The sequence below is a fragment of the Mycobacterium lentiflavum genome, assembly GCF_022374895.2.
GTDB lineage: Bacteria > Actinomycetota > Actinomycetes > Mycobacteriales > Mycobacteriaceae > Mycobacterium > Mycobacterium lentiflavum.
Genome location: NZ_CP092423.2, coordinates 3,089,557 through 3,111,976, shown reverse-complemented (window position 1 = coordinate 3,111,976; position 22,420 = coordinate 3,089,557). Strand labels below are relative to the sequence as shown.

Here is a 22,420-nt window from a genome sequence, read left to right as displayed (position 1 = left end):
GTGCTGCGAATTTCCGGCTGTGGCGCAGGGCTGCGACGGAGCCTTCACCGTCGACTCGTCCCGGATCACGTTCGGGCGCGGCTGTCTCGCGGAGTTGGGCGACCGAGCCGCCGCGCTGGGCCTGCGGCGGGTGGCCCTTTTCTCCGATGCGGGTGTGGCCGGCCTGCCCATCTTCGCGACGGCAAGCGACTCGCTGTTCGCGGCCGGTGTGGACGTGGTCACCTACACCGACGTACACGTGGAACCGACGGATGCGTCCTTCGCCGAGGCGACGCGCTTCGCCCAGGAGGCGCGACCCGACGGTTATGTCTCGCTCGGTGGCGGCTCGGTCATCGACACGTGCAAGGCGGCCAACCTCTACGCCACCCATCCGGCGGACTTCCTGGCTTACGTCAACGCGCCTATCGGCGAAGGCGCGCCGGTACCCGGACCGCTCAAGCCGCACATCGCCTGTCCCACCACCGCCGGCACCGGCAGTGAGGTCACCGGAATCGCGATATTCGATCTGTTGTCGTTGACGGTCAAGACCGGAATCGCCTCCCCCGCGTTGCGGCCCACTGAGGCGCTCGTCGATCCCGATTGCACGGCCAGCCTGCCCGCCGGGGTCGTCGCCGCGGCGGGACTCGACGTGCTGTCGCACGCCCTCGAGTCCTACACCGCGCGCCCCTACGCGCACCGCCCCGCTCCCCCGCGGCCCAGCCTGCGGCCGATGAGTCAGGGCGCCAATCCGTGGAGCGACCTGGGTTGCCGGGAGGCGCTAGGGGTGCTGGGCCGCAATTTGGAGGCAGCGGTTCGCGACGCCTCGGACAGCGAGGCGCGTGAGCAGATGATGTGGGCCGCGACGCTGGCAGGCATCGCCTTCGGCAACGCGGGCGTGCACGCGCCGCACGGCATGGCCTACGCGGTTGCCGGACTGGTACGTGACTTCCACCCCGCGGGTTACCCGGACGACGAGCCGCTGGTGCCGCACGGTATGTCCGTGATCGTCAACGCGCCCGCGGTATTTCGGTTCACCGCACCGGCCAGCCCGCAACGGCACACCGAGGCGGCCCGGCTGTTGGGCGCCGACACCCGAGACGCCGGACCCGACGACGCGGGTGAGGTCCTGGCGACCGAGCTCATCCGCATCATGCGTGCGGTGGGCATGCCCAATGGGCTTGGCGGGGTGGGTTACACACCCGACGACATCGCCGCCCTCACCGAGGGCGCCTTCCCCCAGCAGCGCCTGCTGCAGAACGCGCCGCGCGAGATGAGCAAGCCGGTTCTGGCCGATTTATTCGGCTCCGCGATGCGCTACTGGTAGCCGCGCTTACGCGCTGACGAGCTCCGGGTGGAACTTGGCGGCCATGCGCCGCATGCCGTCACGCCAGTCGACGGTCGCGGGCCCGATGAGCTCGCGCATCCGGCTGGCGTCGGTGGGGTTGCCGCGCAGCGCCTGACCGCTCTCCTCGAACACCGGCTCCTTGCCGACGAGTGATCCGAGGTAGGTGCACCACTCCTGCAGGCTGACGTTCTGTTCGCCGCACCAGTTGAGGGTGGTGGCCGGCACCGACGCAACCTCGAAAAGCTTCGGAATGGTGGCGATGATGTCATCCTCGTGGATCGGGGTGTAGCGGGCCGGCCCGCCGGCCGGGACCGGAATCGGGATGCCAGCCAGCATCATCTCCATGTGGTAGAACGGCCACCCGCCGTTGTCACCGTAGGGGACGTTGAGGCGGGCGATCGTCGTGGGTACGTCCAGGGCGCGCGCCATCGTCCGGGCGACGACCTCGCCGGCGATTTTCGAGATGGAATAGGTGGGGAACAGCGGCTTGTGGTTGTCACCCAACGCGGCGTCCTCCGTCCGGACTTCGTCGCCCGGCGGGTCATAGACAGCCCCAGACGAGCAGTGCACGAAGGCTTTTGCGTTGCGGCAATGCGCCATCAGTAGTCCGACGGATTCGGCGTTGGCGGCCAGATCCTTGTCCCAGTCACCGCTCTTGGCCACCGCGAGATTCAGGACGTAGTCGAAATCGTTTGGAAGGCCGGCGAAGTCGCCGGCGGCCAGGTTGACCGTCTGGCAGCGCACGCCCGCCTTCTCGAGATCCTCGCGAACCGCGGGATTGGTGAACCGGGCGATGCCCCACACTTCGTTGTCGGCTGCCAGCGCCTTGGCGACGGGGGTGGCAACTTGTCCGGTCGGACCGGTGATCAGGATCTTTGAGCCGCGCATCCGCTGATGGTAAGCGATGCTCGCGTGGCCGCGGCCATCGGCGTAACGTCGCGCTCGTCATGCCAGATTCGGTGCGGTTCGTGGACGCGAACGGGCTCAGATTCGCCTACCTCGAGGAGGGCTCGGGGCCCCTCGCGCTGATGCTGCACGGCTTCCCCGACACCGCGCATTCCTGGGACCAGCTGCGCCCGGCACTCGCGGCCAAAGGCTATCGCGCGGTGAGTCCCTTCATGCGCGGCTATGACCCCAGCGGGATCCCGGACCGCGACCCCGATCAGCATACCCTGGCCCGCGATCCGCTGGCGTTGATCGAAGCGCTCGGGGCACGCGACGCCGTCGTGATCGGCCACGATTGGGGAGCCTTAGCTGCCTACGGCGCGGCCGCGCTGGGCCCGGATCGCGTGAAAAAGCTTTTCGTCATCGCCATTCCGCATCCGGCAGCGCTCAAACCGACGCTGCGCAAGGTCTGGGGCGTGCGCCATTTCGCGGCCTACAAGCTGCCGGGGGCACCGAACCGCTTCGCGCGCAACGACTTCGCGGCGCTACCCGCCATCTACCGGCGATGGTCCCCCACCTGGAACCCGGATCCGAGCGAATTCGATGCCGTGCGTGCAAGCTTTACGAACCCGGCGAGTCTCAACGCCGCCTTCGGGTACTACCGAAAGCTCTCCCCGATACCGAGCGCGTCGCTGAAGGCGCGGATCAAGGTGCCGACGGTTGCCTTTGCCGGACTGGACGATCCGGTCGCCGAGCCCTCGGATTATCGGGGCGCCGCCCGGATGTTCGAGGCCGACTATGTGGTCGAGGAGGTTCCCGGCGGGCATTTCATGCACCGAGAACATCCCGAGGAATTCACCGATCGGTTGTTGACTCATCTCTAAGGCGATCGCCGTTCGCTGGGTGGACGGGAATTTGTGCCTGTGGCAGCCCTTCGCCTCGGTAGAATCAATGCAATCCGCCACGGTGCCGGCGCACACAGACCTAGGAGCACGACGCACATGACATCCATGTCGCACGATCCGGCCGTTGCCATCATCGGCGGGCAATTGACGGCAATGGCTGCCAGCGCCTTGGCTTCCGGAGCCAGCGCGGCACCGATGGTGACCGCCCTGGTGCCCGCGGGCGCGGAGGAAGTCTCGATGCAGGCCGCAATGGCGTTTGCCGCCGAGGCCAGCAAGACATTGGCCGCTCACGCCGCCGCCCACCAGGAGATTTCGCGGACCGGAGCGGCGTTGGTGAACATCACCCGGATGTACGCCCAGACCGACGCGACCGCCGCGGGCGCCCTGCAAACCAACGCGGCGCGCACCACCGCCGTCGAATTCCAAAGCGCCGGCGCGCCCATGTCGAGGTCGTTGGCCAGTCCGGCTCCGGCCACCCGGCTGCTGCGTGCCGAAACGGTGCCCGGCGCGGCCGGGACGCCGGCCCGCACCCCGGCGTTGGCCAACCTGGTCGAAGGCGCGGCCGTCGCGCCGGCCCCCGCGGCCGGAGCGGCCTCGATGCCGACGGCGATGAACGCGGCATCAACGCTGCTCAGCGCCGGTAGTGCACCGTTGAGCACCCTCAGTTCGCTCGGCTCGTCGCTGGGGTCGGTCGGCCAAGGCGGCCTGGGCGGCGCTACCGCCGGCAGTGCATCGGCCGGCGGAGCAGCCGCGGGTGCAGCGGGCGCCAGTGGAGCAGCCGCGGGCGGAACGGGTCCAGCGCTGGCGTCGTCGCTGACGAACGACGACGGCACCCCGGAATCCAAAGATGCCGACGGCAAGCAGACCGGCGAGCAGGTGCTCTGAGGGGCCTACCCGGCTTATAGGCCCGGCTGGTCCTCGATGATGCCCAGCCAGATCTGCGCGCAGTCGATGGCCACCTTCTCGCTGATAAAGGCATGTTGAGTGCCGGTGTAGATATCGCGAAACGCGCGCTCGAGGCGGGTGCCCTCGCGGATCGCACTGGTCCCTGCGACGAGGTGGGCCCATTCGGCGCAGCTTCGCGCGGTATCGGTGGCGTAGACGGCGGCCACCCGCATATCCGCGCGGAGGGCCGGTGTCAGGTCTTCCCCCGCGGCCACCGCTGCCTCGGCGGTGGTGAAGGCGTCCAGCACCAGCAGGCGGGCCGCACGCCAGGCCGCGCGATGGTGCGCCAGGCCCTTTTGGAAGGTGGGGCGGCTGGCCAGGGACGCCATGTCGCTCATCCGGAATTTGGTGGCGGCAAGTTCCTGCACGTCGTCAAGCATGCTCTTGGCCACACCCAGCGCCCACGATGCGTGGCCGGCGGCGGTGACCGGCATCAGGCCCATCCGGGTGGCCGGCGACGTCCCGCGATGCGGCCGGCGGGCAAACAGTTCGAAGGTGCGGCTCGCTGGGACGAACACGTCGGTGACGCTGTAGTCGTAGGACCCGGTTCCCTTGAGTCCCTGGACATGCCATCCGTCGTTGAAGCTGACCTGGTCTCGTGGCAGCACGGCCACGTGCATCTCGGGCAGCCCTTCGCTGATCCAGCGCATCTCGCCGTTGTCCAGCGGCAGAAATCCGGCCGCGACATATTCGGAATGGCCGATGCCGGAACCGAAGCTCCACGAGCCGCTCAGCTGATAACCGCCGTCGACCACGATGCCCTGGCCGTTGGGAAAGAACTGGCCGCCCATCGTCACGCGGTTGTCGTGGGTGGTGAACACCTCGGCGAAACCCTGGTCGGGCAGATAGGCCGCCGCGGCGAACGACGACGGCAGGTTGGCGATGCCGATCCACCCGAATGAGCCATCCTGCCAAGCCATTTCGATCCAGGTCTCGATCATCTCGGTAAAGGACGGCTCGAGACCACCGGCCACCGCGGGGTTGAACGACGACATCAGCCCGCTGGCCCACATCTGGTCCACGATAGGCGGGGAAAGCGTGCGGATCCGCTCGGACTCCGCGGCTTGCTCGGCCACGAGGTCGCGCATGCCGCGAGCCAGCGAAAGCACGCGGTCGCTCGTATCGGCTAACGACGTCATTGGCGCTCTCCTTGTCGATCCCGGGAACTGATACCGGTGACCGTACCAATTACTCAAAGTGTCTAGCCATCAAAACCGCGTGTTAGTGGCCCTTTAGTGTTCAGCTCAGTCCGGGGCCAGGGATGGGGTCGACATCGCGCGCGGTGAGGGTGTTGCCGCACGCGTCGCAGGCGAGGCTGACGTGCGCCTCGCCTGCGCAGTCGCGATGGCGGAAGTGCACGGGCGGGCCGTCCGGGGCCATGTACCGATCGCCCCAGTCGCGCAGCGCCATCAATACCGGATAGACGTCCTGGCCTTTTCGGGTGAGCCGATACTCCTCGTAATTGCCATCGGAGGACTTGGTTTTGGTCAGAATCTCGTGTTCGACGAGGCGGTCGAGCCGGTCCTGCAGCCTGCTGCGCGAAATTCCGAGAGCGGTCTGGAAAGCGTTGAAACGACGGACCCCGTTGAACGCGGTCTTGAGGACCAGCAATGTCCACCGATCGCCGAGGACCACCAGCGGCCTGGTAATGGAGCAGGGAAAATCGGCAAGCTCCTCGTAGCGCATGGCATCGATCGTACCTGCGGTGGTTTCAAAGTGAGACCACTCCTGCTAGCGTTTGGTCTCGAATTGAGACTGATCGCCGGGAGGGTGTATGACCACCGCACTGGAAGAGTGGCGGCGCGGCGGAGAGGCGGTGGTCATGACCCTGCGTGGTGCGCCGCGAAGCGTCTTCGTGCGTCGGGTTGGCCAGGGCACGCCGTTGGTTTTGCTGCATGGTTTTCCCGCGTCGTCCTTCGAATGGTCGGCGATCGAGCCGCGGTTGGCACGGCACCATGAGGTGATCAGTTTTGACTTCCTGGGCTACGGCGCGAGCGACAAGCCGCTCGGACACCGCTACAGCGTGTTCGAACAGGCCGACCTCGCGCAGGCAGTCATCGCCGCATACGCTGCGTCGGCGCCGACGGTGGTCGCCTACGACTACGGCGCGATCGTGGCAACCGAGCTGCTCGCCCGTCGGGAAGAAGGGGGTGCGGACATCAAGCGATGCATCCTTCTCAACGCCGGCCTCTTCGCCGATCGATATCGGCCCCGAATCGCGCAGCGCGCCAGCCTGATTCCCGTGGTGGGGGCACTGCTTGCACGTGCCTTCACCGAATCGCTGTTTGTTCGCACCTGGGGTGAGGTGTTCTCCCCCGAGCATCCACTCGACCGCGAACTCGCCGTGTTGCACTATCGCGCGTTCCGGGAAAACGACCCCGATCGCGATATTCAGCGAAAACTGTTGCGCTACATACCAGAACGTGCCGCCAATAAGGTTCGCCTCGAACGCGCACTGACCAGCACCACCGTCCCGCTTTCGTTCCTGTGGGGCATGCGTGATCCGGTGTCGGGTGCGGCGATCGCCGAAGAACTTCACGACCAACTGCCGGCGGCCGATCTGATCGAGTACGACGACGCCGGACACTGCCCCCACATCGAGGTCCCCGAGCGAGTCGCCGCCGATATCCTCGCGCGCAGCACAGACTAGCGACGGCCCTAGTGTGGGCTGGTGCGCTGGATCGTCGACGGTATGAACGTCATCGGCAGTCGCGCCGACGGTTGGTGGAGGGATCGTGACGGTGCGATGGTCGGTTTGGTAGACAAATTGGACAGGTGGGCCAGCGGACGAGGAGACACGGTGACGGTGGTGTTCGAGCGGCCGCCTTCGACTGCCATCACGTCGACGGTGATCGAGGTCGCGCATGCGCCCAAAGCGGCAGCGAACTCGGCCGACGACGAGATCGTCCGACTGGTTCACGCCGACCCCAGACCGCACGAGATCCGGGTCGTGACGTCCGATCGGGCGCTGACCGATCGAGTGCGAAGCCTCGGTGCATCCGTCTTTGCAGCGGAGCGTTTCCGCCAGCTCGTCGATCCGCGGGACCGATGACGGCCGGCCGCGTCGAGCCCGGGACCAACCGGGTCTGCGAACTCGCGCGGATCGACATCCCGATCATCCAGGCGCCGATGACCTACATCGCCGGCGCTCAGCTCGCCGCCGCGGTATCCAATGCCGGCGCATTGGGAATCATCGAGACCACCTCCGATCAAGGGCGGGCCGACATTCAGCGGGTGCATACCCTCACCAGCGGTTCGGTGGGCGCGAATATCGCACTGCTGTTCAACCGTGACCTGACGGTCGTTGACCTGCTTGTCGCCAACGGCATTCGGTTCGTCACCACCTCGGCCGGAAGCCCCTCGCTGTTCACCGAGCGGCTGCACGACGCGGCCATCACCGTGTTCCACGTGGTCGGCACGCTGGAAGCCGCCAAGAAAGCCGTCGACGCTGGCGTGGACGGCCTCGTTGTCGAGGGGGTCGAGGGTGGCGGGTTCAAGAACCGGTTCGGGGCGTCGACGATGGTGCTGCTCCCCTTGGTGGCCGCGCACGTCGACGTTCCGATCGTGGCGGCCGGCGGAATCTGCGACGCGCGATCAATGGCCGCCGCGTTCGTACTCGGCGCCGAAGCCGTCCAGATGGGCACCCGGTTGTTGGCTTCGGCGGATTCGCCGGTGCACAGCAACCTGAAACAGGCGGTCGTGGCGGCCGACGACACCGGCACCGTGCTGCTCCCCCTGGACGGCAAGCGGATGATGCGCGTGATCCGGACGCCGGCCGCCGAAAAGCTAGATAGGTCAACCTCTTTCGAGCAAGGCAGCGCGGCGTTGCAACGCGTCCAGCAACTCTATTTCGAAGGCGATATGGACGCCAGCGTCGCCAACACCGGTCAGGTCGCCGGCCGGATCGACGACCTCCCACCGGCCGCCGAGATCATCAAGCAAATGTGGACCGGGTGCCGCGAGGTGCTTGCGGCCACCGCCGATCGGCTGCGGCCCGGCGTGCTCTAGCTTGGGTGGGTGTTGACGGCGAAGTCGACCTGCTCGCCGTTGACCTTGGTGATCTTCATGTTGGCGGTGTACTCCTTGCCCTCCGGACCGGTGAAGTGACAGTCGAACTGGACGCCGACTTTGGCCTCTACACCGTCCGGGCAGTGCACATCGGCGGGACGAAAGCCGGTCTGCTTGGCGACGACGTCGACCACCGATTGCGCTGCGCCATCGGGCTTGACGGTCGACTTGCTGCTGCAGCCGGCCAGCGGCACCGCAATCGCGCTGACGAGCACGGCCGCGGACGCGGCTTGGACGAAACGCATCATTGCGCGGTTACTCCTTTGTCTGCCGAGCCCGGGGCTAACGCGTCGGGAATCGACAGGCTAACACGCAGTGGTGTCGACGCCACAGCTCAGACGCGGCGGATGGCCCTCACTGCAAACCAATGCATTGTCCGGAAACCGGCGTCGGAGCCGGATACGGTGACCGCCAATGGCTCTCCGGCGTCTTGCGCGAGGCGGGCGGCCCGGCCCCGGGACGCCCCGGCGACGGCACGGGCGTGTACTGGCTGCCGTTTACCTGGACGCCCAGCTGAGCCGGTTCGCCCTACTGAGGCGGGATTGCCGGCGGCGGATACACGCCGCGCAGGATCCACGGGAGCCAATTGATGCCGTACTCGATCTCGTCGCTCGCGTCATAGTCGGGACTGGGATCGAGTGGGACATTCTCCTGCAGCGCTACAGCGGGCGGCGGTGCTGCCCTGGGTGGCGCGGCAACAGGGCGGTCGGGTTGTCCGTAGACGGCGACCACGACGGTGCGATCCCGCGCGTTCTCCGACCACACCCCGATCTGGCTGTTGGCGCAGTCGGACATGATCGCGAAATACGCCGGGTTGTAATACCACTGGTTGATCAGCTCGATGCCACTGATCGCTACCGCGGGATTGAGCGCGACCGTCTCGGCGACCCGCCCGTGGAAACCGGCGGCGTTCGCGCGGTCTTGCGGTGTGGACCCGTCAGAGCCGATGTCGTCGTTGAGGTTTCGGTTGGTGAGGACGTCGACCGCATGCCGTTGGGCGGCGAATTGCAATTGCGGATTGATCTTCACGTCATTGCTGCAGCCGGCCTGATGCTGAACGGTGAAGACGTTCGCCACCACGCTGTCGTTGAGTCGCTTGTTGTCGGCCTGCGCGGTGGGCACACCGAACACGGCACCGGTGGCGGTGCACAGCGATGCGAGCAGGGCCAGTGGTCGATGACGCATGTCGGTTTTCCTTCCGATTGGCTCCGTCAGCCGCCCGCGGCCGGCGGTCGGTAGTGGGCTGCGGAGTTTCGTAGTTGCCAGATCAGCGCGGGGCACAACTCGTTAGCCGCTTGGCTGATCAGGTAGGAGGCCTGATATTCGTCGGCGGTGTCGAAGTCGGCCTTCACATCGCTCATGATTTGGGCGTAGCTGCGGCCCTGAGATACCTTGTCGCAGATGCCGTGTCCGTAGTTCAAGGCAGCATCGGCGTTGGCCAAGTGATAGCCCGGCCGCATCGTCACGTTGACCAGATAGGCCACCGTGTCCGCGTGCGCGCGCGGCGCCACCGCCGTCGGGAGTAACAATGCAGTTGCCAAAGCCGCCGCCGCGAAAGGCTTTTCGGCTGGGCCCAGACGCGCTTGCATGGTCGTGCGCTCAGATCGGGTCGAATTGTGAGATCAGCCAACGTCCGTCGATCTTGTCGAGGGTCACACGGACGCTCGATGCGGTGTTGGTCGGCGCGTTCTGGCCAACGATGACGGTCTGGTTCACGAAGAGCAGCACGACGGCGTGGTCCGTGGCGGCCGATACCGACGCGGCGCCGGGGACGGTGGCCACGGCGGAGATCTGCTTCTGCTTCGAACCGGGGATCACCACGTCGTGCGTCAGTTTCGTGTAGGCGTTCAGGAATGTACCGGTCAGCCGGCCCTGCGCTGCCTCGAGATCCTGCTGCACGGTGTCGGGCCGATAGGACAGCAGCGCGACGGTGCCGTCGGTCGCGGCCTGCACGGATTGCGCACGGGCGGCGGCGTCGTCGTGCACGCAGGCCGCCCGCCATTTCAGATAACCCGCGCCGCCGGCCAGTGACAACGCCAGCGCGGGCAACAGCGCGTAGGCGATCAGTCGCGACCAGCCGATACGGCGCCGCGCCGGGCTCCGATCGGTTTCCGGTGTGTCGTCAGTTTCGGTGTCAGAACGCTCGCCCATGGGTGGCGAGTCCAGCGCGCTCACGGCACGAATCCGACATTGGAGACCTTCACCTGATCCCCCACCTTCTGGACGGTGATCCGCATCCGCCACACCCGCGGAACCGGGTCGCTTTCACCGGCATTCGAGGTCTGCACGGACACCGCAACCAGCGCGTCGGCGCCGCCGACGTTCTGTGCCTCAAGGCCCGCCTCGGTGATGGTGCCGACCGTGACGGCCTTGGCTTGCTGCAGTACCTCGATGAACGGCTGTGAGCGCTTGGAGAAGTCGTTGTAGAACTCGCCCGTCGCCCCGTCCAGAATGCGATGCACATCGGCGTCGGCATGCCGATAGTCGATGGTCGTCAGGTTCAGCGCGCCCTGCCGGGCCGCGTGCAGCAACTGACTGCGCTCGGCCTGCCCCTGCTGTGCCTGGTGAACACGAAAGCCCAACCAGCACAACAGCACCGCCAGTGTAACGGCGACGGCCACACCGAACAGTGCCGCGTGATGCGGCGCGGATCGTTTCAGCCGGGTCGGCGGCGCGGCATCCGCCTTCGCCGCATCGGGTTCGACGTGTTGGTCCCCCGGATCGGCCTCGGGGTGCTCGACCTGCACCTGTTCCGACTCAGTCAGTAGCGACATACCGTCCTCCATCCGCATCATGCTGGGTGAGTCTTGTCATCACCGTCAGTTCCCCGGCGGCAGCAGCATCGATTGCCATGTCTTGTCTTTCGGCGCGGTTTGAGCCAGGTCGGATCGCGTATATTGACGCCCGTCGGGCCCGGTGTAGGTGCCGGTCGCCGGGTCGTACTGAGCGGCCGCGATTGGCGGCGCCGGCCCGGGCGGCAGCTGCGGGATGTCCTGACCGCTCAACGTGGCGTTGGGGTCGCCCTTCCAGTTGTAGCCGTCGTTGAGCGGCACATACTGTTCGTTGCTCTCACACATTTTCACGGTCGGCGCGCGCTTGCCGGGCACGGTTTCACAGGGGATATTCCGGGCGCCACGAACATTGAGCTGCGAATCCTGCGGGACTCGGCAGTACAGGTCGCCGGCCGGGCGGCCCGGGTAGTCTTCGGCCGAGGCGACGCGCTGCTGTTGGGCCGGAAGGAATCCCGTGGTGCACGGTGGCGGCAGGTTGAGGTTCAGATTGAAGCTCAGATACTGACCGCGGTATGCCTGCTTGGTGTTCAGGTTGGCGAGAATGCCGGCCTGCTCGGCACCGATCGACATCGGGAATACCACCAGCAACTGCTCGAGGTCGTTTTGATAGGTGAGGGCGACCTGGCCGACGCTGACCAGGTTCGCCAGCAGGATCGGCAAGGTGGGTTGCACGCGCTCGATCAGTTGACGCACCTCCCCCAAGGCGGGCCCGCCCTGATCGATGACGTTGGCCACAGTTGAATCGTGGGTTTGCAATTCAGTGGTGACCGTGGCCAGGTGTGATGCCCACCCGGCAATCGCGTCCGATGTGTGGTTCTGCGAATCGAGTACCGGCTGCGCCTGGTCGATCAGCGCCGTCATCGGGTCGAGATTCTTACGAGCATCTCTCGCCAGATCCGAGGTGCCGACGATCAGCCGGGAAAGCTCCGGACCGAGCCCGCCCACCGCGGTGTACGACTCGTCGACGACGGTCTTCAAGTTCTCGTGTGGGATGGCGCCCAGCGCCGTATTCGCCGCGCCGAGAAGGGCGTTGATGTCGGGCGGCACCGTGGTATCAGCCAGCGCAATGACGTCGCCGTCCTTCAGCGGGCGCGACGTCGCGTTGCGGGGCAACAGCTCCACATAGGATTCGCCAATCGCCGTGTGGCTGTGCACCTCGGCTTTGAGGTCCGACGGAATGTCGATACCGGACTTCAGGGAAAGCACTGCCTGCACGCCGGTGTCGGTCAGGCCGACCGATTCCACCCGGCCGACTTCGAAGCCGCGATAGGTGACGTTGCCCGTGCCATAGAGGCCGCCGGATTCCGGGAGCTCCATCTTCACCGTGTAACGGCCGACGCCGAACAACATGGTCGGCAGCTTGACGAAGTGCAGGAAGGTGATCGCCAGCACGGCCAGCGCAATCACGGTGAAAGCGGCCAGCTGCACGATGATTCGTCGCGGTAGATGCAGCATCTAGGGCCCCTGATCCCAGCGATACGGCGTGGTCAGCGGATTGCCGGGGGTGCCCCGATAGCCCGCAGTGCACGGGCTGGGGAACTGGCCGATGGTACGACCCCACTGCAGCTCCAGCTGGGTCAGGTGACATTCCCATCGAGTGCCGGTCAACAGACCCTGGTCGATTCGGCTGAGCGTGAGATCGACGATCGCGGTCAGGTTGGCGTAATCGCCGCGCTGGAAATTCTGGAACGTCTCGTTCGGAAACGGGAAGGTCGCCAGCAGGGAAAGCGATCGTGTCAGGGCCGGTCCCGCGTTGGCGAGGGATTCCAGCACCGGCCCGACTTGCTGTAGCTCCTTGATCAGATTCGTCTTGGTCTTGTCGACCGAATCAACGGTCAGGGCACTGAATTTGCTCAATTGGTCCGCCGCAGCGACGAGTTTGTCGCGCTCCTCGTTGAGCACCGCGAGGGCATCGGGGACGGTCGCCAAAGCGCGGTCCAGCACCGGTTGCTGGGCGGCGAACTTGCCGACCACGCGGTTCAGGCTTTCCGTCGCCGCGATGATGTCGCCGGACTGGTCGTTGAGGTTGGCCGAGAATTTGTCCAGCTGCGAGATCAAACTGCGCACTTCGTGTTCACGACCGCGAAACGCCGTGCTCAACGCCTCGGTGATGTCCTGTACCTGACCCAGGCCGCCCCCGTTGAGCACCAACGACAGTGCCGCCAGGGTCTGCTCGGTGCTGGGGTAGGCGCCGCCGTGCGCCAGCGGAATGAGGGAGCCGTCGCGCAGTTTGCCTTGTGGTGCTTCGTCTTTCGGCGGGTTCAGTTCGATGTGGTAGGAGCCTAGCAAGCTGGTGGTGCCGATCTTGGCCGTCGCGTTGGCGGGCAGGGCGACGCCACCGTCAAGCTGCATGGTGACCAGTGCATGCCAGCCTTGACGCTCGATTTTCGTCACGTGGCCGATCGTGACGTCGGCAACGCGGACGCGTGAGTTCGGTTGAATGTTGTTCACGTCCGGCATTTGCGCCTGGATCACAAACGACCCCGGCCCTTCGCCCTGGGTTCCGGGCAGCGGCAACGAATTCAGCCCCTGCCAACCGCAGCCGGATATCGCGAACCCAACCGCCAACAAACTCGCCGCGCAACGGCGCACGGGTCTCATCAGCCACCCCCGGGCGGCATCATCATGCCGCGCAGGCCCGCGGCGGGGTCGGTCGTCCCGTCCACCGGCGGCCCGGGAGCCGGTGGTGGCGCGTTCGTGGCGGGCGGAACGAAGTCGGGCCGCATCGAATCCTCGCTGTAGGTCACCTCATTGGGCCTCGCCTGCGCGCCGACGAAGAGGTTCTCGCCAATCGGCGGGTAGTTGTATTGGCGGTTCTTCACGATCGGCGCCATGTACTGCGCGCAGAGTTTCGCCGCCTGCTCGCCTCCCAACCGCGAGGCGGCCTGAATTGCGCCGCACAGGAACGCGATTGGGTTCGCCATGTTGTTGCCGGCCAGGGCGCCGGTCAGCGCACCGTTGGATGGCTCAAAGATGTTGTTGAAATTCTGCAATACCGTCGGGCTGATGTGCAGGGTCTGCTTGATGTCGTCGAGGCTGTCGACCAGCACCTTGCTGATTGACGTGAGCCTGTCCGATGTGGTGCCGATCGCCTCGCGGTTGTCGGCGGCGAAGCTCTGCACATCTGCGACAACCGCGTTGAGGTCCACGGCCGCTTGAGCGACTTTGTTGGGATCATCAGCCAGCAGCGAGGACGCCGAGGCCAGGTTCGAGTTGAGCTGCTCGAGCAGATCCGCACTGTCGCGCAACGCCGTCACCAGTGTCGACAGATTCTTCAGGGTGGAGAAGATGTCCTTGCTGTGGTCGCCGAGCGCCGAAATTGCCTGCGACAGCTTGATAATGGCGTCGCGGATGGTAGGTCCTTGCCCGCGCAGGTTGTCGGCGGCGGTGTTGATGAGTGCACCCAGCGTGCTCACACCGCCCGGCCGGGTGGGCTTCAACAATTCGGTCAACCGCTGAACTTGTGCGCGTAGGTCGTCCCACTCGACCGGTACCACGGTGCGGTCCTGCGGTATCACCGCCCCGTCGGCCATGGTGGGCCCGCCGGCATAGGGCGGCGTCAACTGAATCGCACGGCCCGACACCAGTTGGGGCGACAGGATCGCCGCCGTGGCGTTGGCGGGGACTCGGTACCTACGGTCGAACGAGAAGGTGATCTTGGACCGCAGTGGCTGTGGCTCGATCTTGAGGATGGCGCCAACTGGCACGCCGCGGATGCGCACGTCGTCCCCGGCAAACACGCCGTTGCTGTTGTCGAAGTACGCGACCACGACGATGCGGGCGGCCGCACCCGCGCTTCTCATCGCTACGATCACGCCCGCGACGAGCACCAGGATAAGGGTGGTCGCCAACACGGTTCGAGACCGCCGGATTTTCGTTGTCACCGTTGGCCTCCCGGCGCCAATGCTGGTGGCCCGGGCGGTGGACCGCCGGGCGGCGGGGCCGGCTGCGGCTCCCGGTAGGGATAGCAGCCGGGGCCGGGCAACGGCACCCCGGGTGGCCCGCACGGATGATCGCCGGGGTTGCCGGTGATCGCATCGGGCAGATTCAACCGCGGCTCGCCGGCCTGGCCCGTCCGCGGATAAGGGACCGGCAACGCCGGGGTTCCGGGCTGGCCGGTCGGCGGGTCCGTCAGCTGCGACGGCAGCAGGGTCGCCGGATCCAGCCCCAGGTCGGAGAACGCGGCGCTGACGAACGGCTGAACGAACTGTCCCGGCAGCAGATTCACCACATACGCCTTGAAAAAGGGGCCCGACGACAGCGATTCGCCCAGCGACATGACGTAGCTGTTGATCAGCGGAATGGCCTTGCGCACCTGCTCTTTTCGGCTCTCAACGATTGCCAGAACGCCGTTGAGCTTGTCCAGGGTCGGCCGCAGCTGCTGGCGGTTCTCGGCGATAAATCCTTGCAATTGCCGCGAGACCGTCGAGATATTCGTCCAGATTTGATCCAGCGCGGAGCTTTGTGTCCGCAGCTGCGCCAACACCGCATTGGTGTCGTGCACCAACGTGACGATCTCGTCGGTCCGTTTGGCCAGCACCCCGGTGGCTTTGGCCGCGTTGTCTAGCAGGCCACGCAGTTGAGCGTCGCGCTCGTCGAGCGTTTGGGCGAGGCGGGCCACTCCTTTGAGGGCATTCCGGAAATCCGCCGGGGTGTCGGCGAAGGTCTGCGCCATGGTGTCCAGCGATTCGGACAGCCGGTTGGTGTTCAGTCCACTGATCGTGGTGGCCAAATCGCCGAGTGCGTCTGGCAATTGGTAGGGCGACGTCGTCCGATCGATCGGGATGGGTCCCTCGAGCCGGCCCTCGCCCCGCGGTATCACGTCGAGGAACTTGCTGCCCAGCAGGCCTTTGGTTTTGATCGCCACCTCGGTGCGGTTGCCCATCCGAATGTTGTCGTCAACGTTGAATGTCACCCGCACGCCGGGCCCGTCGAGCTCGATGCTGGATACCTTGCCCACCGGGTAGCCCGAGACTTCGACCGTATTGTCGGTTCGTAGCCCGCCCGCGTCCGCGAAATACGCGGAGACGGTCTTGCCCTGATCGAGGAATGGCAGGTTCTGGTATTGCAGTGCGGCCACCACCATTGCGGTGATTGCCACGATGCCGACGGCGCCGATGGCCAGCCGGTTGCGTTCGCCGAATGATTTCATTTCGGTGCACACCGTCCGGTGGCCTGACCGGCGACCTTGATGTAGACGGGTTGGCCGCCCTTACCGTTGACCTTGAGCACAACGTCGCACAGGTAGAACGCGAAGAAGTCGCCGTACATGCCCTGGCGGACGAGTGCCTGGTACTTGTCTGGCAGCGTGTTGAGCAGATTGTCGAGGTAGTCGCGATCGGCGAGAGCGATGTCGGCGACCCGATCGGTTTCGTGTACCACCTTCGAAAACGGCGCGCGAGCTTGCGACAGCAAGTCGGTGATCGAGTCGGCCGCCGCGTTCGTGTAGGCCACTGCATTGGAGATGTCGGTCTTGTGTTCGGCAAGCCCGTGCACCAATTGCGACAACGACACCACCGCTTTGTCCAACCGATCGCTCTGGCCCCCAAGCGAACCCAAAACCACGTTGAGGTTGTTGACGACCTGTCCGATCAGCTGATCGCGGTCCGCCAAGGTGTTGGTGACCGCGGCGGCCTGACCGAGAAATGACGTGATCGTGGGACCCTGCCCCTGAAACATCTGCAATAGCTGTTCGCTGAGCGCGTTCACCTGCTGGGGGTTCAGTGCACGAAACAGTGGCTTGAAACCACCGATCAGGGCATCGAGATCCAACGCAGGCTTGGTGCGGGCGAGCGGAATCGTTTGGCGCGGAGCAAGTATGGCCAGTCCGCCGGCGCCTTCTTCCAGCGCCAGGTAGCGGTCGCCGAACAGGTTGTCGTATCGGATCACCGCCTCGGTTCCCTGCGTCAGGGTCACCGAATTGTCGGCCGTGAACTCAACGTGCACCGTCGCGTCGGGGTTGATGGAGATCTTTTCGACCTTGCCGACCTCGACGCCGGCGATACGCACCAGCTTGCCCTCCCTGAGGTTGGACACGTTGGTGAACTCGGCGTAGTACGTCTTGCCGTCACCGAAACGCACTTCGCCGAAGACGGCAAACAGTAGCCCGCCGGTCAGCACGCACACCGACAAGAAGATTCCCAGGCGCAGTGCGACGCCTTTCAGGTTCTCCTGCATCGTTCCTCTCCTGCTTGGCTTTTGGTGGTCGTGCCCGGGCTCACGGCGGCGGTGGACCTGGTTCGGCGGGCGGCGGGGCAGGCGGCACCCCGGGCCACAGCGGTACTCCACCCGGTCCGTACAGCGCCGCGCCGTACGGCGGGCCTGCGGGGTTCGGCCCGATCGCCGGCCCGGGAATGCACTGGCGGATCGAGGGCGGCTTGGGCTGGGCGCGTGTCACCGGGAAGTAGTCCGCCCAGCAGGGATGCCCGAGGCCGGGGTTGGGCCTGATATCGAGCCCGGTCCCCCATCCGGTGTTGGTGACGAGCTCGCGGACCGGGAAGTTCTTGCTGGCGTCAGGCAGTGATCCGCACCCCGGCTTTCCACCGGGACCGCCTTTGGCCGCGACCAGCGGCACGTTGTCCGGAAAGACGTACGGGTCGTTGCCCAACAACAGCGCTACGTCGAGTTGCAGCGTGCGACCGTCGGCACCACCCCACGCCGAATAGCCGCCGTTGTCGAGATACCACTTGGTGCCCTGCAGGAAGCAGGTGTACTCGGGGTTGTATTTGAGGAGCAGGTTCGTGGTCGGTTCGAGGATGTTGACCGATGCGACGAGATTATCTCTGCTGTAGCCAAGCAGATTGGCCCCGGAATTGGCCACGCCAATGACGTTGAGCAGCAAGTTATCCAGTTGATTTGTGTGATTCACGACGGTCGTGCTGGTCGTACTTGCGGCATTCAGAATCGTCAGGATGTCCTGGGCGGCGGCACTATAGGTGTCGCCGAAGGTCTTAAGGGCATGCCAGTCCCCCCGGATGGTTTCGCTGCGCTCGTTGAGCGCCGCCAGCACGTCGTTGAGGTCGGTGGTGGCTTTGCCTATCCGCTCCCCCTGGCCGCGTACGGCGTCGGCTACCGCGGTCAGCACCGCGTTGAGTTTGAGCGGATCGATCATGTTGAGCAGGTCGACGACGTTCTCGAAGACGGTGTTGATCTCTGTGCTGACGTTCTTCGAATGTAGGACGGCCCCGGCGGACAACCGTGCGCGACTCGGATTCTGCGGTATCACCAGGTCGACGAACTTGGCGCCGAACGCGGTGGTGGCGCTGATCTGGGCCTCGACATTGGCTGGGATGTAACGGATTTGATCGGGCTCGATCTCGAGCTTGAGGCGGGTCCCGTTCTTGTCGTCAGCGATCTGGTTGACCCGGCCCACCTGGACACCGCGCAGCATCACCTTGGCGCCGGTATCCATCACCAGCCCGGACCGGTCCGCGGTCAGCGTCACCGGTACGTAGGACCGCAGGGTGCCGCTGAAGGACATCGCCGTCGCGAGGACAACCACACCGATCGCCCCCAACAGAATCAGCGTCCACCACGCGTCGTGCAGACGGTGTTTTCCTGGCCCGCGACTCATGCCACTAGCTCGCCAGGTGGAAGTCCGGCGACTGGCCATAGATGGCCAGCGTCATGATGACGATCGCGATCGAGGCGAGAACCATCGAGGCGCGCACGGCGCGGCCGACGGCTTCGCCGACGCCGGCAGGCCCGCCGTGTGCGGTGTACCCGTAGTAGGTACACACCAGCATGATCATCAGCGAGACGACGACAACCTCGAACGACGACCAGAGCACATCGGTCGGGCGCAGGAATGTGTTGAAGTAGTGGTCGTACACACCGGAGCTCTGCCCATAGACCGCCGTGGTCCCGATGCGGGCGGCGAGATAGGCCGTCATGAGCCCGACGCAAAACAGCGGGATCGCCACCACCACTCCCGCCAGTACCCGGGTGCTGGCGAGGTAGCTGACGCTGCGGATCCCGATCACCTCGAGCGCATCGATTTCCTCGTTGATCCGCATCGCACCCAGCTGGGCGGTGGCACCGGCGCCGACGGTGGCGGCCAGTGCGACCATGACGGTTCCCGGCTGAATCTCGCGGGTGTTGAAGAACGCCGATGCGAAGCCGGTTAGGGCTTCCACACCCACGGAGGCGAACTGGTTGTAGCCCTGCACCGCGACGATTGCGCCGGTGGTCATCGCCAAGAACCCGACGATGACGACGGTACCGCCGATCACCGCGAGAGTCCCGACACCCAAACCCATTTGCGCGATCACCCGCAGCAGTTCGCCTCGGTAGTGCATGACTGCGTCGGGGACCCCCGCGATGGTGCTGACATAGAATCGCACCTGCGAGCCCATTCGATTCCACTCGCCCGCAACAGATCTGGAAATGCGCTGTACGCTTGTCCTGCTCGGAGCGCTGACCGTCATCGGTTCACCTCACGACACCATGAACGGCATACCGACGGCGGTGACGATGATGTTGATGACGAACAAGACGATGAAGGCAAACACCACGGTCTCGTTCACCGCCCGGCCGACGCCCGCCGGGCCTCCACCGACCGACATGCCCTTGTAACAGGCGATCAGCCCCGCCATCAGCCCGAACAAAGTCGCCTTGATCATCGAGATGATCACGTCGACCGTGTGGGTAAGGGTGGTCAGACCCGCCACCCACGCACCCGCCGAGACGTGCATCAGGAATACCGAACAGAAGAACGCGCCGATCAGGCCGGTCGCGGTCACCACCGAACTCAGGGCCAAGGAGACGGTGGTGGCTGCCAACACCCGCGGAACCGCCAGCGCTTGAATCGGGTTGATGCCCATCACCCGCAGCGCGTCGAGTTCCTCGCGGATGGTGCGGGCGCCCAGATCGGCACACATGGCGGTGGCCCCCGCGCCGGCTACGACCAATACCGTGACTATCGGGGCACTTTGGTCCACGGTGAAGATCGCGCAGCCGGTGCCGGAAAAATCTGCCGCGCCGATATCGGTCAGCAGGACATTGAAAAGAAAGCCCGAAATCACCGCCCACGGGATCGTCATCAACACCCCCGGCAGTGTCGACACCCGCGCCACAAACCAGCACTGATGGAGGTACTCACGCCACGCGAACGGTGGCCGGACGATGGACACGAACGTCTCCACAGACATCACGAAGAAGTCGCCCATCGCGCGGACCGGCTTCGCTGCCTGACCGACCACCATCACCATCGCGGCGTACACCGCCTGGATTCGACGCCGTTTCGTTGGGTGGAGTTGCTCACGTGGCCCCCCGGACAGGTCGAAGTGGACGAGTGACATCCGCGAGGGTACGCGGAGGCGAGCCATCATGTCCATAGCCAATACGCATGATTAGCGCTGAAATATTCGTATATAACGAAGCAAAAGACCACTTATGCGTGATGATGTATTTTGTTAGTACCGCTGTAACGCCGGACGGGCGGCCGCGTTCCCGGCTGTCTAGGGCCCAGTTCCGAGGCCCGCCTCCGGGCCGTGTCACGTTGGTCGAATGGGTCGCTCCGGAACCAACTGCAGCGCACCCGACGGGCACAGGTTCACTGCGTTGCGCACCCGGCGCGCCAGGTCGGTGTCCGCAACTTCGTCGGAGACGAGCAGCACCACGCCGTCGTCGTCCTGATCGAAGAACTCCTCGGCGGTCATCACGCACATTCCGGCGGACATGCAGATCTCCCGGTCCGCAGCGACTTTCATAAGAAGGCCTGCAGGGTGAGCGCCGAGTTCATGAAATCCCGGAAGTGCAACCAGCGACCGTCGCGCAGCGTAATGATATGCGCGAATTCGGATTCCCATTCGTGCCCGGTGGCGAGCCGCCGGAAGCGTTGCCGGCCCCAGGTGGCGAGTTCGTCGCCTTGGGCGATGAACTTCCACTCCTCCATCTCGACGATCTCGATGTTCTCCCCGACTTTGGTGAAGAACATCGTCGCTTCGTTGATGCCGTGGTAATCGCCTGCGTAAGGGATCGTCTCGGTGCCGTAGTAGGTAATCCGCACCTCGGGATCGAGATACCTCAGCGCGGTTGGCAGATCGCCGGCGGGGACCGCGGCGTAAATGGCCCTGGTGGCCGCGATATTGCGGGACTCGTTGCTGGTCATGAAAGGTGAAGGGGCAGACGGACATAGGCGTGGGTTAGCAGGCTGGCGGTCTGCTTGGTGCCGGGGTCGTCGGTAAGACCGATCGACTGGTAACGATCGAGCACCGCATTGAGCACCGCCATAACCTCCAGGCGGGCCAGCGAAGCGCCGAGGCAGAAGTGCAGCCCGTGACCCAGCGAGAGCTGTTGGCGAATGTTCGGCCGATTGATGTCGAGTCGATCGGGATTCGCAAACACCGCGGGATCCCGGTTGGCCGAGCCGAAGAACAACGCCACCCAATCCCCTTTGCGGATCAGCTTGCCGTCGATCTCGACGTCCCGAGTGGCGATGCGGAACAGCCGTTGCGGCGGCCCGTCGAGCCGAAGTGTCTCTTCCACAAAGAGATTCAGCAGGGATCGGTCAGTGCGCAGGCGCGCCTGGACCTCGGGCTCCCGCGCCAGCGCGTGCAGCAGGTTGCCGATCAGAAAGGTCGTGGTCTCACTGCCGGCCACCACGAGGGTGACGCAGAACCGCACGATCTCCTCCGGGGTGAGACGCTGCCCGTCTACCTCGGCGCGCAGCAGCGCCGAAATCAGGTCCTCGGCGTCCTCAACTCCCTCGCTATCGTCGGCGGTCTCTTGCTCCGCCAGTCGGGCAGTGTGCTCGGCGAGTCGCGTGGCGAACGTCGTCACCATCTCCTCGTTGCTGGCGATGCGCTCTTCGGGGGTCAGCGACGACGAGAGCATGAAGGCGTTGGCCCAGCGCCGAAATCGGACGTGGTCGCCGTCGGGCAATCCCAGCAGTCGCACCATGGCCCGGGTCGGAACCTCGGCGGCGAATTCCATCACCTCCACGGTCCCGTCGCTGCCGTCACCGAGTGACTCGAGCAATTGCGGGACCAGCTCGTTCAGCCAGCCCTCGAGCTTCTTGACGCGGCGCGGGGAGAACGCCTGGCTGACCAACTTTCGTTCCACTTCGTGCGTGGGCGGGTCGGTGTTGACCAGCATCAGGCTTGGCGCCGATGAGGCCTCTTGCAGCGGGTCGCGCGACGAGAAGGTCGTGCTGTCTTTGGCGGCGTCGAAAACCTGGTCGTACCGGAACAGTGCCCACGCGGTGACGGGCTCGTCGGCTCCCGGAATGGTTCCCGGCGGCCAATCCCGGTACCCCGCAACGGGTGAGAGCTTTCTCAGCTGCTCATACAGCGGATACGGATTGGCGACGCCAACGGGGGTGGGAAGTAACTCGATGGCGGAAACCGATTCCGAAACGGGCGCTGAGGACATGAGATCAGCCTCTGCCACTCGCGGTGCCAAATCGATCCCCCGTTGGGGGGCACTCCTGACCCCGTACGAGGTGAATTTCCGATTTCGCCCCTGCCACGGTGGTTCCCGGAGGAAAGTGAGCAGCGTGA

At 65.3% G+C, this 22,420-nt stretch carries 26 protein-coding genes; 7 read left to right on the top strand and 19 right to left on the bottom strand.

Annotated features, from left to right (window positions below; translation table 11 throughout):
• Positions 1-19 precede the first annotated feature (19 nt).
• Entirely contained in the window at positions 20-1,303 is a 1,284-nt protein-coding gene (locus MJO58_RS14585; protein ID WP_239719840.1) for a hydroxyacid-oxoacid transhydrogenase, read from the top strand.
• 6 nt (positions 1,304-1,309) lie between these two features.
• Here the strand turns inward: MJO58_RS14585 and MJO58_RS14580 are convergent, their stop codons facing one another.
• Positions 1,310-2,212 carry an NAD-dependent epimerase/dehydratase family protein gene (locus MJO58_RS14580; protein WP_090602656.1) on the bottom strand — a complete coding sequence of 301 codons (903 nt, stop codon included), beginning with the start codon at positions 2,210-2,212 and terminating at the stop codon, positions 1,310-1,312.
• Positions 2,213-2,271: 59 nt separating this feature from the next.
• On the opposite strand from MJO58_RS14580, the gene MJO58_RS14575 reads away from it, so the two are divergent.
• Positions 2,272-3,093 (top strand): alpha/beta fold hydrolase, encoded by an 822-nt coding sequence (locus tag MJO58_RS14575; RefSeq protein ID WP_239719839.1) that lies wholly within the window; start codon positions 2,272-2,274, stop codon positions 3,091-3,093.
• Positions 3,094-3,210: 117 nt separating this feature from the next.
• A complete protein-coding gene (locus MJO58_RS14570; RefSeq protein ID WP_090602650.1) occupies positions 3,211-3,999 on the top strand; it encodes a PE domain-containing protein in 789 nt (262 codons plus the stop codon).
• A gap of 14 nt (positions 4,000-4,013) precedes the next feature.
• Here MJO58_RS14570 and MJO58_RS14565 read toward each other — a convergent pair whose 3' ends face one another.
• Together MJO58_RS14565 and MJO58_RS14560 are read right to left on the bottom strand one after the other, a co-directional pair.
• Entirely contained in the window at positions 4,014-5,198 is a 1,185-nt protein-coding gene (locus MJO58_RS14565; RefSeq protein ID WP_239719838.1) for an acyl-CoA dehydrogenase family protein, read from the bottom strand.
• Between the two features lie 100 nt (positions 5,199-5,298).
• Positions 5,299-5,745 carry a winged helix-turn-helix transcriptional regulator gene (locus tag MJO58_RS14560; RefSeq protein ID WP_090602645.1) on the bottom strand — a complete coding sequence of 149 codons (447 nt, stop codon included), beginning with the start codon at positions 5,743-5,745 and terminating at the stop codon, positions 5,299-5,301.
• Between the two features lie 88 nt (positions 5,746-5,833).
• Here MJO58_RS14560 and MJO58_RS14555 point away from each other — a divergent pair, with 88 nt between their 5' ends.
• The 3 genes from MJO58_RS14555 to MJO58_RS14545 are packed head-to-tail and all read left to right on the top strand — an operon-like array spanning position 5,834 to position 8,067.
• The gene (locus MJO58_RS14555; RefSeq protein WP_239719837.1) at positions 5,834-6,709 is read left to right on the top strand and encodes an alpha/beta fold hydrolase; all 876 of its coding nucleotides are present in this window, start codon (positions 5,834-5,836) and stop codon (positions 6,707-6,709) included.
• Between the two features lie 21 nt (positions 6,710-6,730).
• Complete coding sequence (locus MJO58_RS14550) at positions 6,731-7,111, top strand: NYN domain-containing protein (RefSeq protein WP_239719836.1); 381 nt, start codon at positions 6,731-6,733, stop codon at positions 7,109-7,111.
• Positions 7,108-8,067, top strand: a complete 960-nt coding sequence (locus MJO58_RS14545) for an NAD(P)H-dependent flavin oxidoreductase (protein ID WP_259608698.1) — start codon at positions 7,108-7,110, stop codon at positions 8,065-8,067. Before MJO58_RS14550 ends, MJO58_RS14545 begins: the two co-directional genes overlap by 4 nt.
• On the opposite strand, the gene MJO58_RS14540 is transcribed toward MJO58_RS14545, so the two are convergent.
• Positions 8,064-8,375 (bottom strand): DUF4333 domain-containing protein, encoded by a 312-nt coding sequence (locus tag MJO58_RS14540; RefSeq protein ID WP_239719835.1) that lies wholly within the window; start codon positions 8,373-8,375, stop codon positions 8,064-8,066. The two genes, MJO58_RS14545 and MJO58_RS14540, sit on opposite strands and share 4 nt — an antisense overlap.
• Positions 8,376-8,494: 119 nt before the next feature.
• Between MJO58_RS14540 and MJO58_RS14535 the strand changes: the two genes are divergently transcribed.
• Entirely contained in the window at positions 8,495-8,644 is a 150-nt protein-coding gene (locus MJO58_RS14535) for a hypothetical protein (protein ID WP_239719834.1), read from the top strand.
• 11 nt (positions 8,645-8,655) lie between these two features.
• On the opposite strand, the gene MJO58_RS14530 is transcribed toward MJO58_RS14535, so the two are convergent.
• The 15 genes from MJO58_RS14530 to MJO58_RS14460 all read right to left on the bottom strand — a co-directional run bounded on the left by MJO58_RS14530 (position 8,656) and on the right by MJO58_RS14460 (position 22,292).
• Positions 8,656-9,312, bottom strand: coding sequence for a CAP domain-containing protein (locus MJO58_RS14530; protein ID WP_239719833.1), 657 nt, complete (start codon positions 9,310-9,312; stop codon positions 8,656-8,658).
• Between the two features lie 26 nt (positions 9,313-9,338).
• Positions 9,339-9,716 (bottom strand): DUF732 domain-containing protein, encoded by a 378-nt coding sequence (locus MJO58_RS14525; RefSeq protein ID WP_434086232.1) that lies wholly within the window; start codon positions 9,714-9,716, stop codon positions 9,339-9,341.
• Between the two features lie 10 nt (positions 9,717-9,726).
• Complete coding sequence (locus MJO58_RS14520) at positions 9,727-10,209, bottom strand: Rv1363c family protein (protein WP_350355918.1); 483 nt, start codon at positions 10,207-10,209, stop codon at positions 9,727-9,729.
• An 89-nt stretch (positions 10,210-10,298) separates the two neighbouring features.
• A complete protein-coding gene (locus MJO58_RS14515; protein WP_434086371.1) occupies positions 10,299-10,874 on the bottom strand; it encodes an Rv1363c family protein in 576 nt (191 codons plus the stop codon).
• 72 nt (positions 10,875-10,946) lie between these two features.
• The gene (locus tag MJO58_RS14510) at positions 10,947-12,374 is read right to left on the bottom strand and encodes an MCE family protein (RefSeq protein WP_239719830.1); all 1,428 of its coding nucleotides are present in this window, start codon (positions 12,372-12,374) and stop codon (positions 10,947-10,949) included.
• The gene (locus tag MJO58_RS14505; protein ID WP_239719829.1) at positions 12,375-13,520 is read right to left on the bottom strand and encodes a virulence factor Mce family protein; all 1,146 of its coding nucleotides are present in this window, start codon (positions 13,518-13,520) and stop codon (positions 12,375-12,377) included.
• Entirely contained in the window at positions 13,520-14,803 is a 1,284-nt protein-coding gene (locus tag MJO58_RS14500; RefSeq protein WP_239719828.1) for a virulence factor Mce family protein, read from the bottom strand. The genes MJO58_RS14505 and MJO58_RS14500 overlap by 1 nt, the downstream gene beginning before the upstream one ends.
• On the bottom strand, positions 14,800-16,071 hold the full coding sequence (locus MJO58_RS14495; RefSeq protein ID WP_239719827.1) for a virulence factor Mce family protein: 1,272 nt from the start codon (positions 16,069-16,071) through the stop codon (positions 14,800-14,802). Before MJO58_RS14495 ends, MJO58_RS14500 begins: the two co-directional genes overlap by 4 nt.
• A complete protein-coding gene (locus MJO58_RS14490) occupies positions 16,068-17,096 on the bottom strand; it encodes a virulence factor Mce family protein (RefSeq protein ID WP_239719826.1) in 1,029 nt (342 codons plus the stop codon). Before MJO58_RS14490 ends, MJO58_RS14495 begins: the two co-directional genes overlap by 4 nt.
• Positions 17,097-17,136: 40 nt before the next feature.
• Positions 17,137-18,492 carry an MCE family protein gene (locus MJO58_RS14485; RefSeq protein ID WP_239719825.1) on the bottom strand — a complete coding sequence of 452 codons (1,356 nt, stop codon included), beginning with the start codon at positions 18,490-18,492 and terminating at the stop codon, positions 17,137-17,139.
• Between the two features lie 4 nt (positions 18,493-18,496).
• Positions 18,497-19,345: an ABC transporter permease gene (locus MJO58_RS14480; protein WP_239719824.1), complete on the bottom strand. Its 849-nt coding sequence runs from the start codon at positions 19,343-19,345 to the stop codon at positions 18,497-18,499.
• Between the two features lie 9 nt (positions 19,346-19,354).
• Positions 19,355-20,128, bottom strand: a complete 774-nt coding sequence (locus MJO58_RS14475) for an MlaE family ABC transporter permease (RefSeq protein WP_239723283.1) — start codon at positions 20,126-20,128, stop codon at positions 19,355-19,357.
• A 285-nt stretch (positions 20,129-20,413) separates the two neighbouring features.
• Positions 20,414-20,629 carry a ferredoxin gene (locus MJO58_RS14470; protein ID WP_090602605.1) on the bottom strand — a complete coding sequence of 72 codons (216 nt, stop codon included), beginning with the start codon at positions 20,627-20,629 and terminating at the stop codon, positions 20,414-20,416.
• A complete protein-coding gene (locus MJO58_RS14465) occupies positions 20,626-21,030 on the bottom strand; it encodes a nuclear transport factor 2 family protein (protein WP_090602602.1) in 405 nt (134 codons plus the stop codon). The genes MJO58_RS14470 and MJO58_RS14465 overlap by 4 nt, the downstream gene beginning before the upstream one ends.
• Positions 21,027-22,292, bottom strand: coding sequence for a cytochrome P450 (locus tag MJO58_RS14460; protein WP_239719823.1), 1,266 nt, complete (start codon positions 22,290-22,292; stop codon positions 21,027-21,029). Before MJO58_RS14460 ends, MJO58_RS14465 begins: the two co-directional genes overlap by 4 nt.
• Positions 22,293-22,420: the final 128 nt, after the last annotated feature.

Excerpts from the sequence above, each read along its gene's own strand:
- MJO58_RS14465 (WP_090602602.1), bottom strand. The coding sequence starts at position 21,030 with ATGACCAGCAACGAGTCCCGCAATATCGCGGCCACCAGGGCCATTTAC.
- MJO58_RS14490 (WP_239719826.1), bottom strand. The coding sequence starts at position 17,096 with ATGCAGGAGAACCTGAAAGGCGTCGCACTGCGCCTGGGAATCTTCTTG.
- MJO58_RS14540 (WP_239719835.1), bottom strand. The coding sequence starts at position 8,375 with ATGATGCGTTTCGTCCAAGCCGCGTCCGCGGCCGTGCTCGTCAGCGCG.
- MJO58_RS14510 (WP_239719830.1), bottom strand. The coding sequence starts at position 12,374 with ATGCTGCATCTACCGCGACGAATCATCGTGCAGCTGGCCGCTTTCACC.
- MJO58_RS14575 (WP_239719839.1), top strand. The coding sequence starts at position 2,272 with ATGCCAGATTCGGTGCGGTTCGTGGACGCGAACGGGCTCAGATTCGCC.
- MJO58_RS14525 (WP_434086232.1), bottom strand. The coding sequence starts at position 9,716 with ATGCAAGCGCGTCTGGGCCCAGCCGAAAAGCCTTTCGCGGCGGCGGCT.
- MJO58_RS14470 (WP_090602605.1), bottom strand. The coding sequence starts at position 20,629 with ATGAAAGTCGCTGCGGACCGGGAGATCTGCATGTCCGCCGGAATGTGC.
- MJO58_RS14530 (WP_239719833.1), bottom strand. The coding sequence starts at position 9,312 with ATGCGTCATCGACCACTGGCCCTGCTCGCATCGCTGTGCACCGCCACC.
- MJO58_RS14580 (WP_090602656.1), bottom strand. The coding sequence starts at position 2,212 with ATGCGCGGCTCAAAGATCCTGATCACCGGTCCGACCGGACAAGTTGCC.
- MJO58_RS14565 (WP_239719838.1), bottom strand. The coding sequence starts at position 5,198 with ATGACGTCGTTAGCCGATACGAGCGACCGCGTGCTTTCGCTGGCTCGC.
- MJO58_RS14505 (WP_239719829.1), bottom strand. The coding sequence starts at position 13,520 with ATGAGACCCGTGCGCCGTTGCGCGGCGAGTTTGTTGGCGGTTGGGTTC.
- MJO58_RS14480 (WP_239719824.1), bottom strand. The coding sequence starts at position 19,345 with ATGACGGTCAGCGCTCCGAGCAGGACAAGCGTACAGCGCATTTCCAGA.
- MJO58_RS14570 (WP_090602650.1), top strand. The coding sequence starts at position 3,211 with ATGACATCCATGTCGCACGATCCGGCCGTTGCCATCATCGGCGGGCAA.
- MJO58_RS14495 (WP_239719827.1), bottom strand. The coding sequence starts at position 16,071 with ATGAAATCATTCGGCGAACGCAACCGGCTGGCCATCGGCGCCGTCGGC.
- MJO58_RS14555 (WP_239719837.1), top strand. The coding sequence starts at position 5,834 with ATGACCACCGCACTGGAAGAGTGGCGGCGCGGCGGAGAGGCGGTGGTC.
- MJO58_RS14485 (WP_239719825.1), bottom strand. The coding sequence starts at position 18,492 with ATGAGTCGCGGGCCAGGAAAACACCGTCTGCACGACGCGTGGTGGACG.
- MJO58_RS14535 (WP_239719834.1), top strand. The coding sequence starts at position 8,495 with ATGCATTGTCCGGAAACCGGCGTCGGAGCCGGATACGGTGACCGCCAA.
- MJO58_RS14460 (WP_239719823.1), bottom strand. The coding sequence starts at position 22,292 with ATGTCCTCAGCGCCCGTTTCGGAATCGGTTTCCGCCATCGAGTTACTT.
- MJO58_RS14475 (WP_239723283.1), bottom strand. The coding sequence starts at position 20,128 with ATGGTGATGGTGGTCGGTCAGGCAGCGAAGCCGGTCCGCGCGATGGGC.
- MJO58_RS14545 (WP_259608698.1), top strand. The coding sequence starts at position 7,108 with ATGACGGCCGGCCGCGTCGAGCCCGGGACCAACCGGGTCTGCGAACTC.
- MJO58_RS14560 (WP_090602645.1), bottom strand. The coding sequence starts at position 5,745 with ATGCGCTACGAGGAGCTTGCCGATTTTCCCTGCTCCATTACCAGGCCG.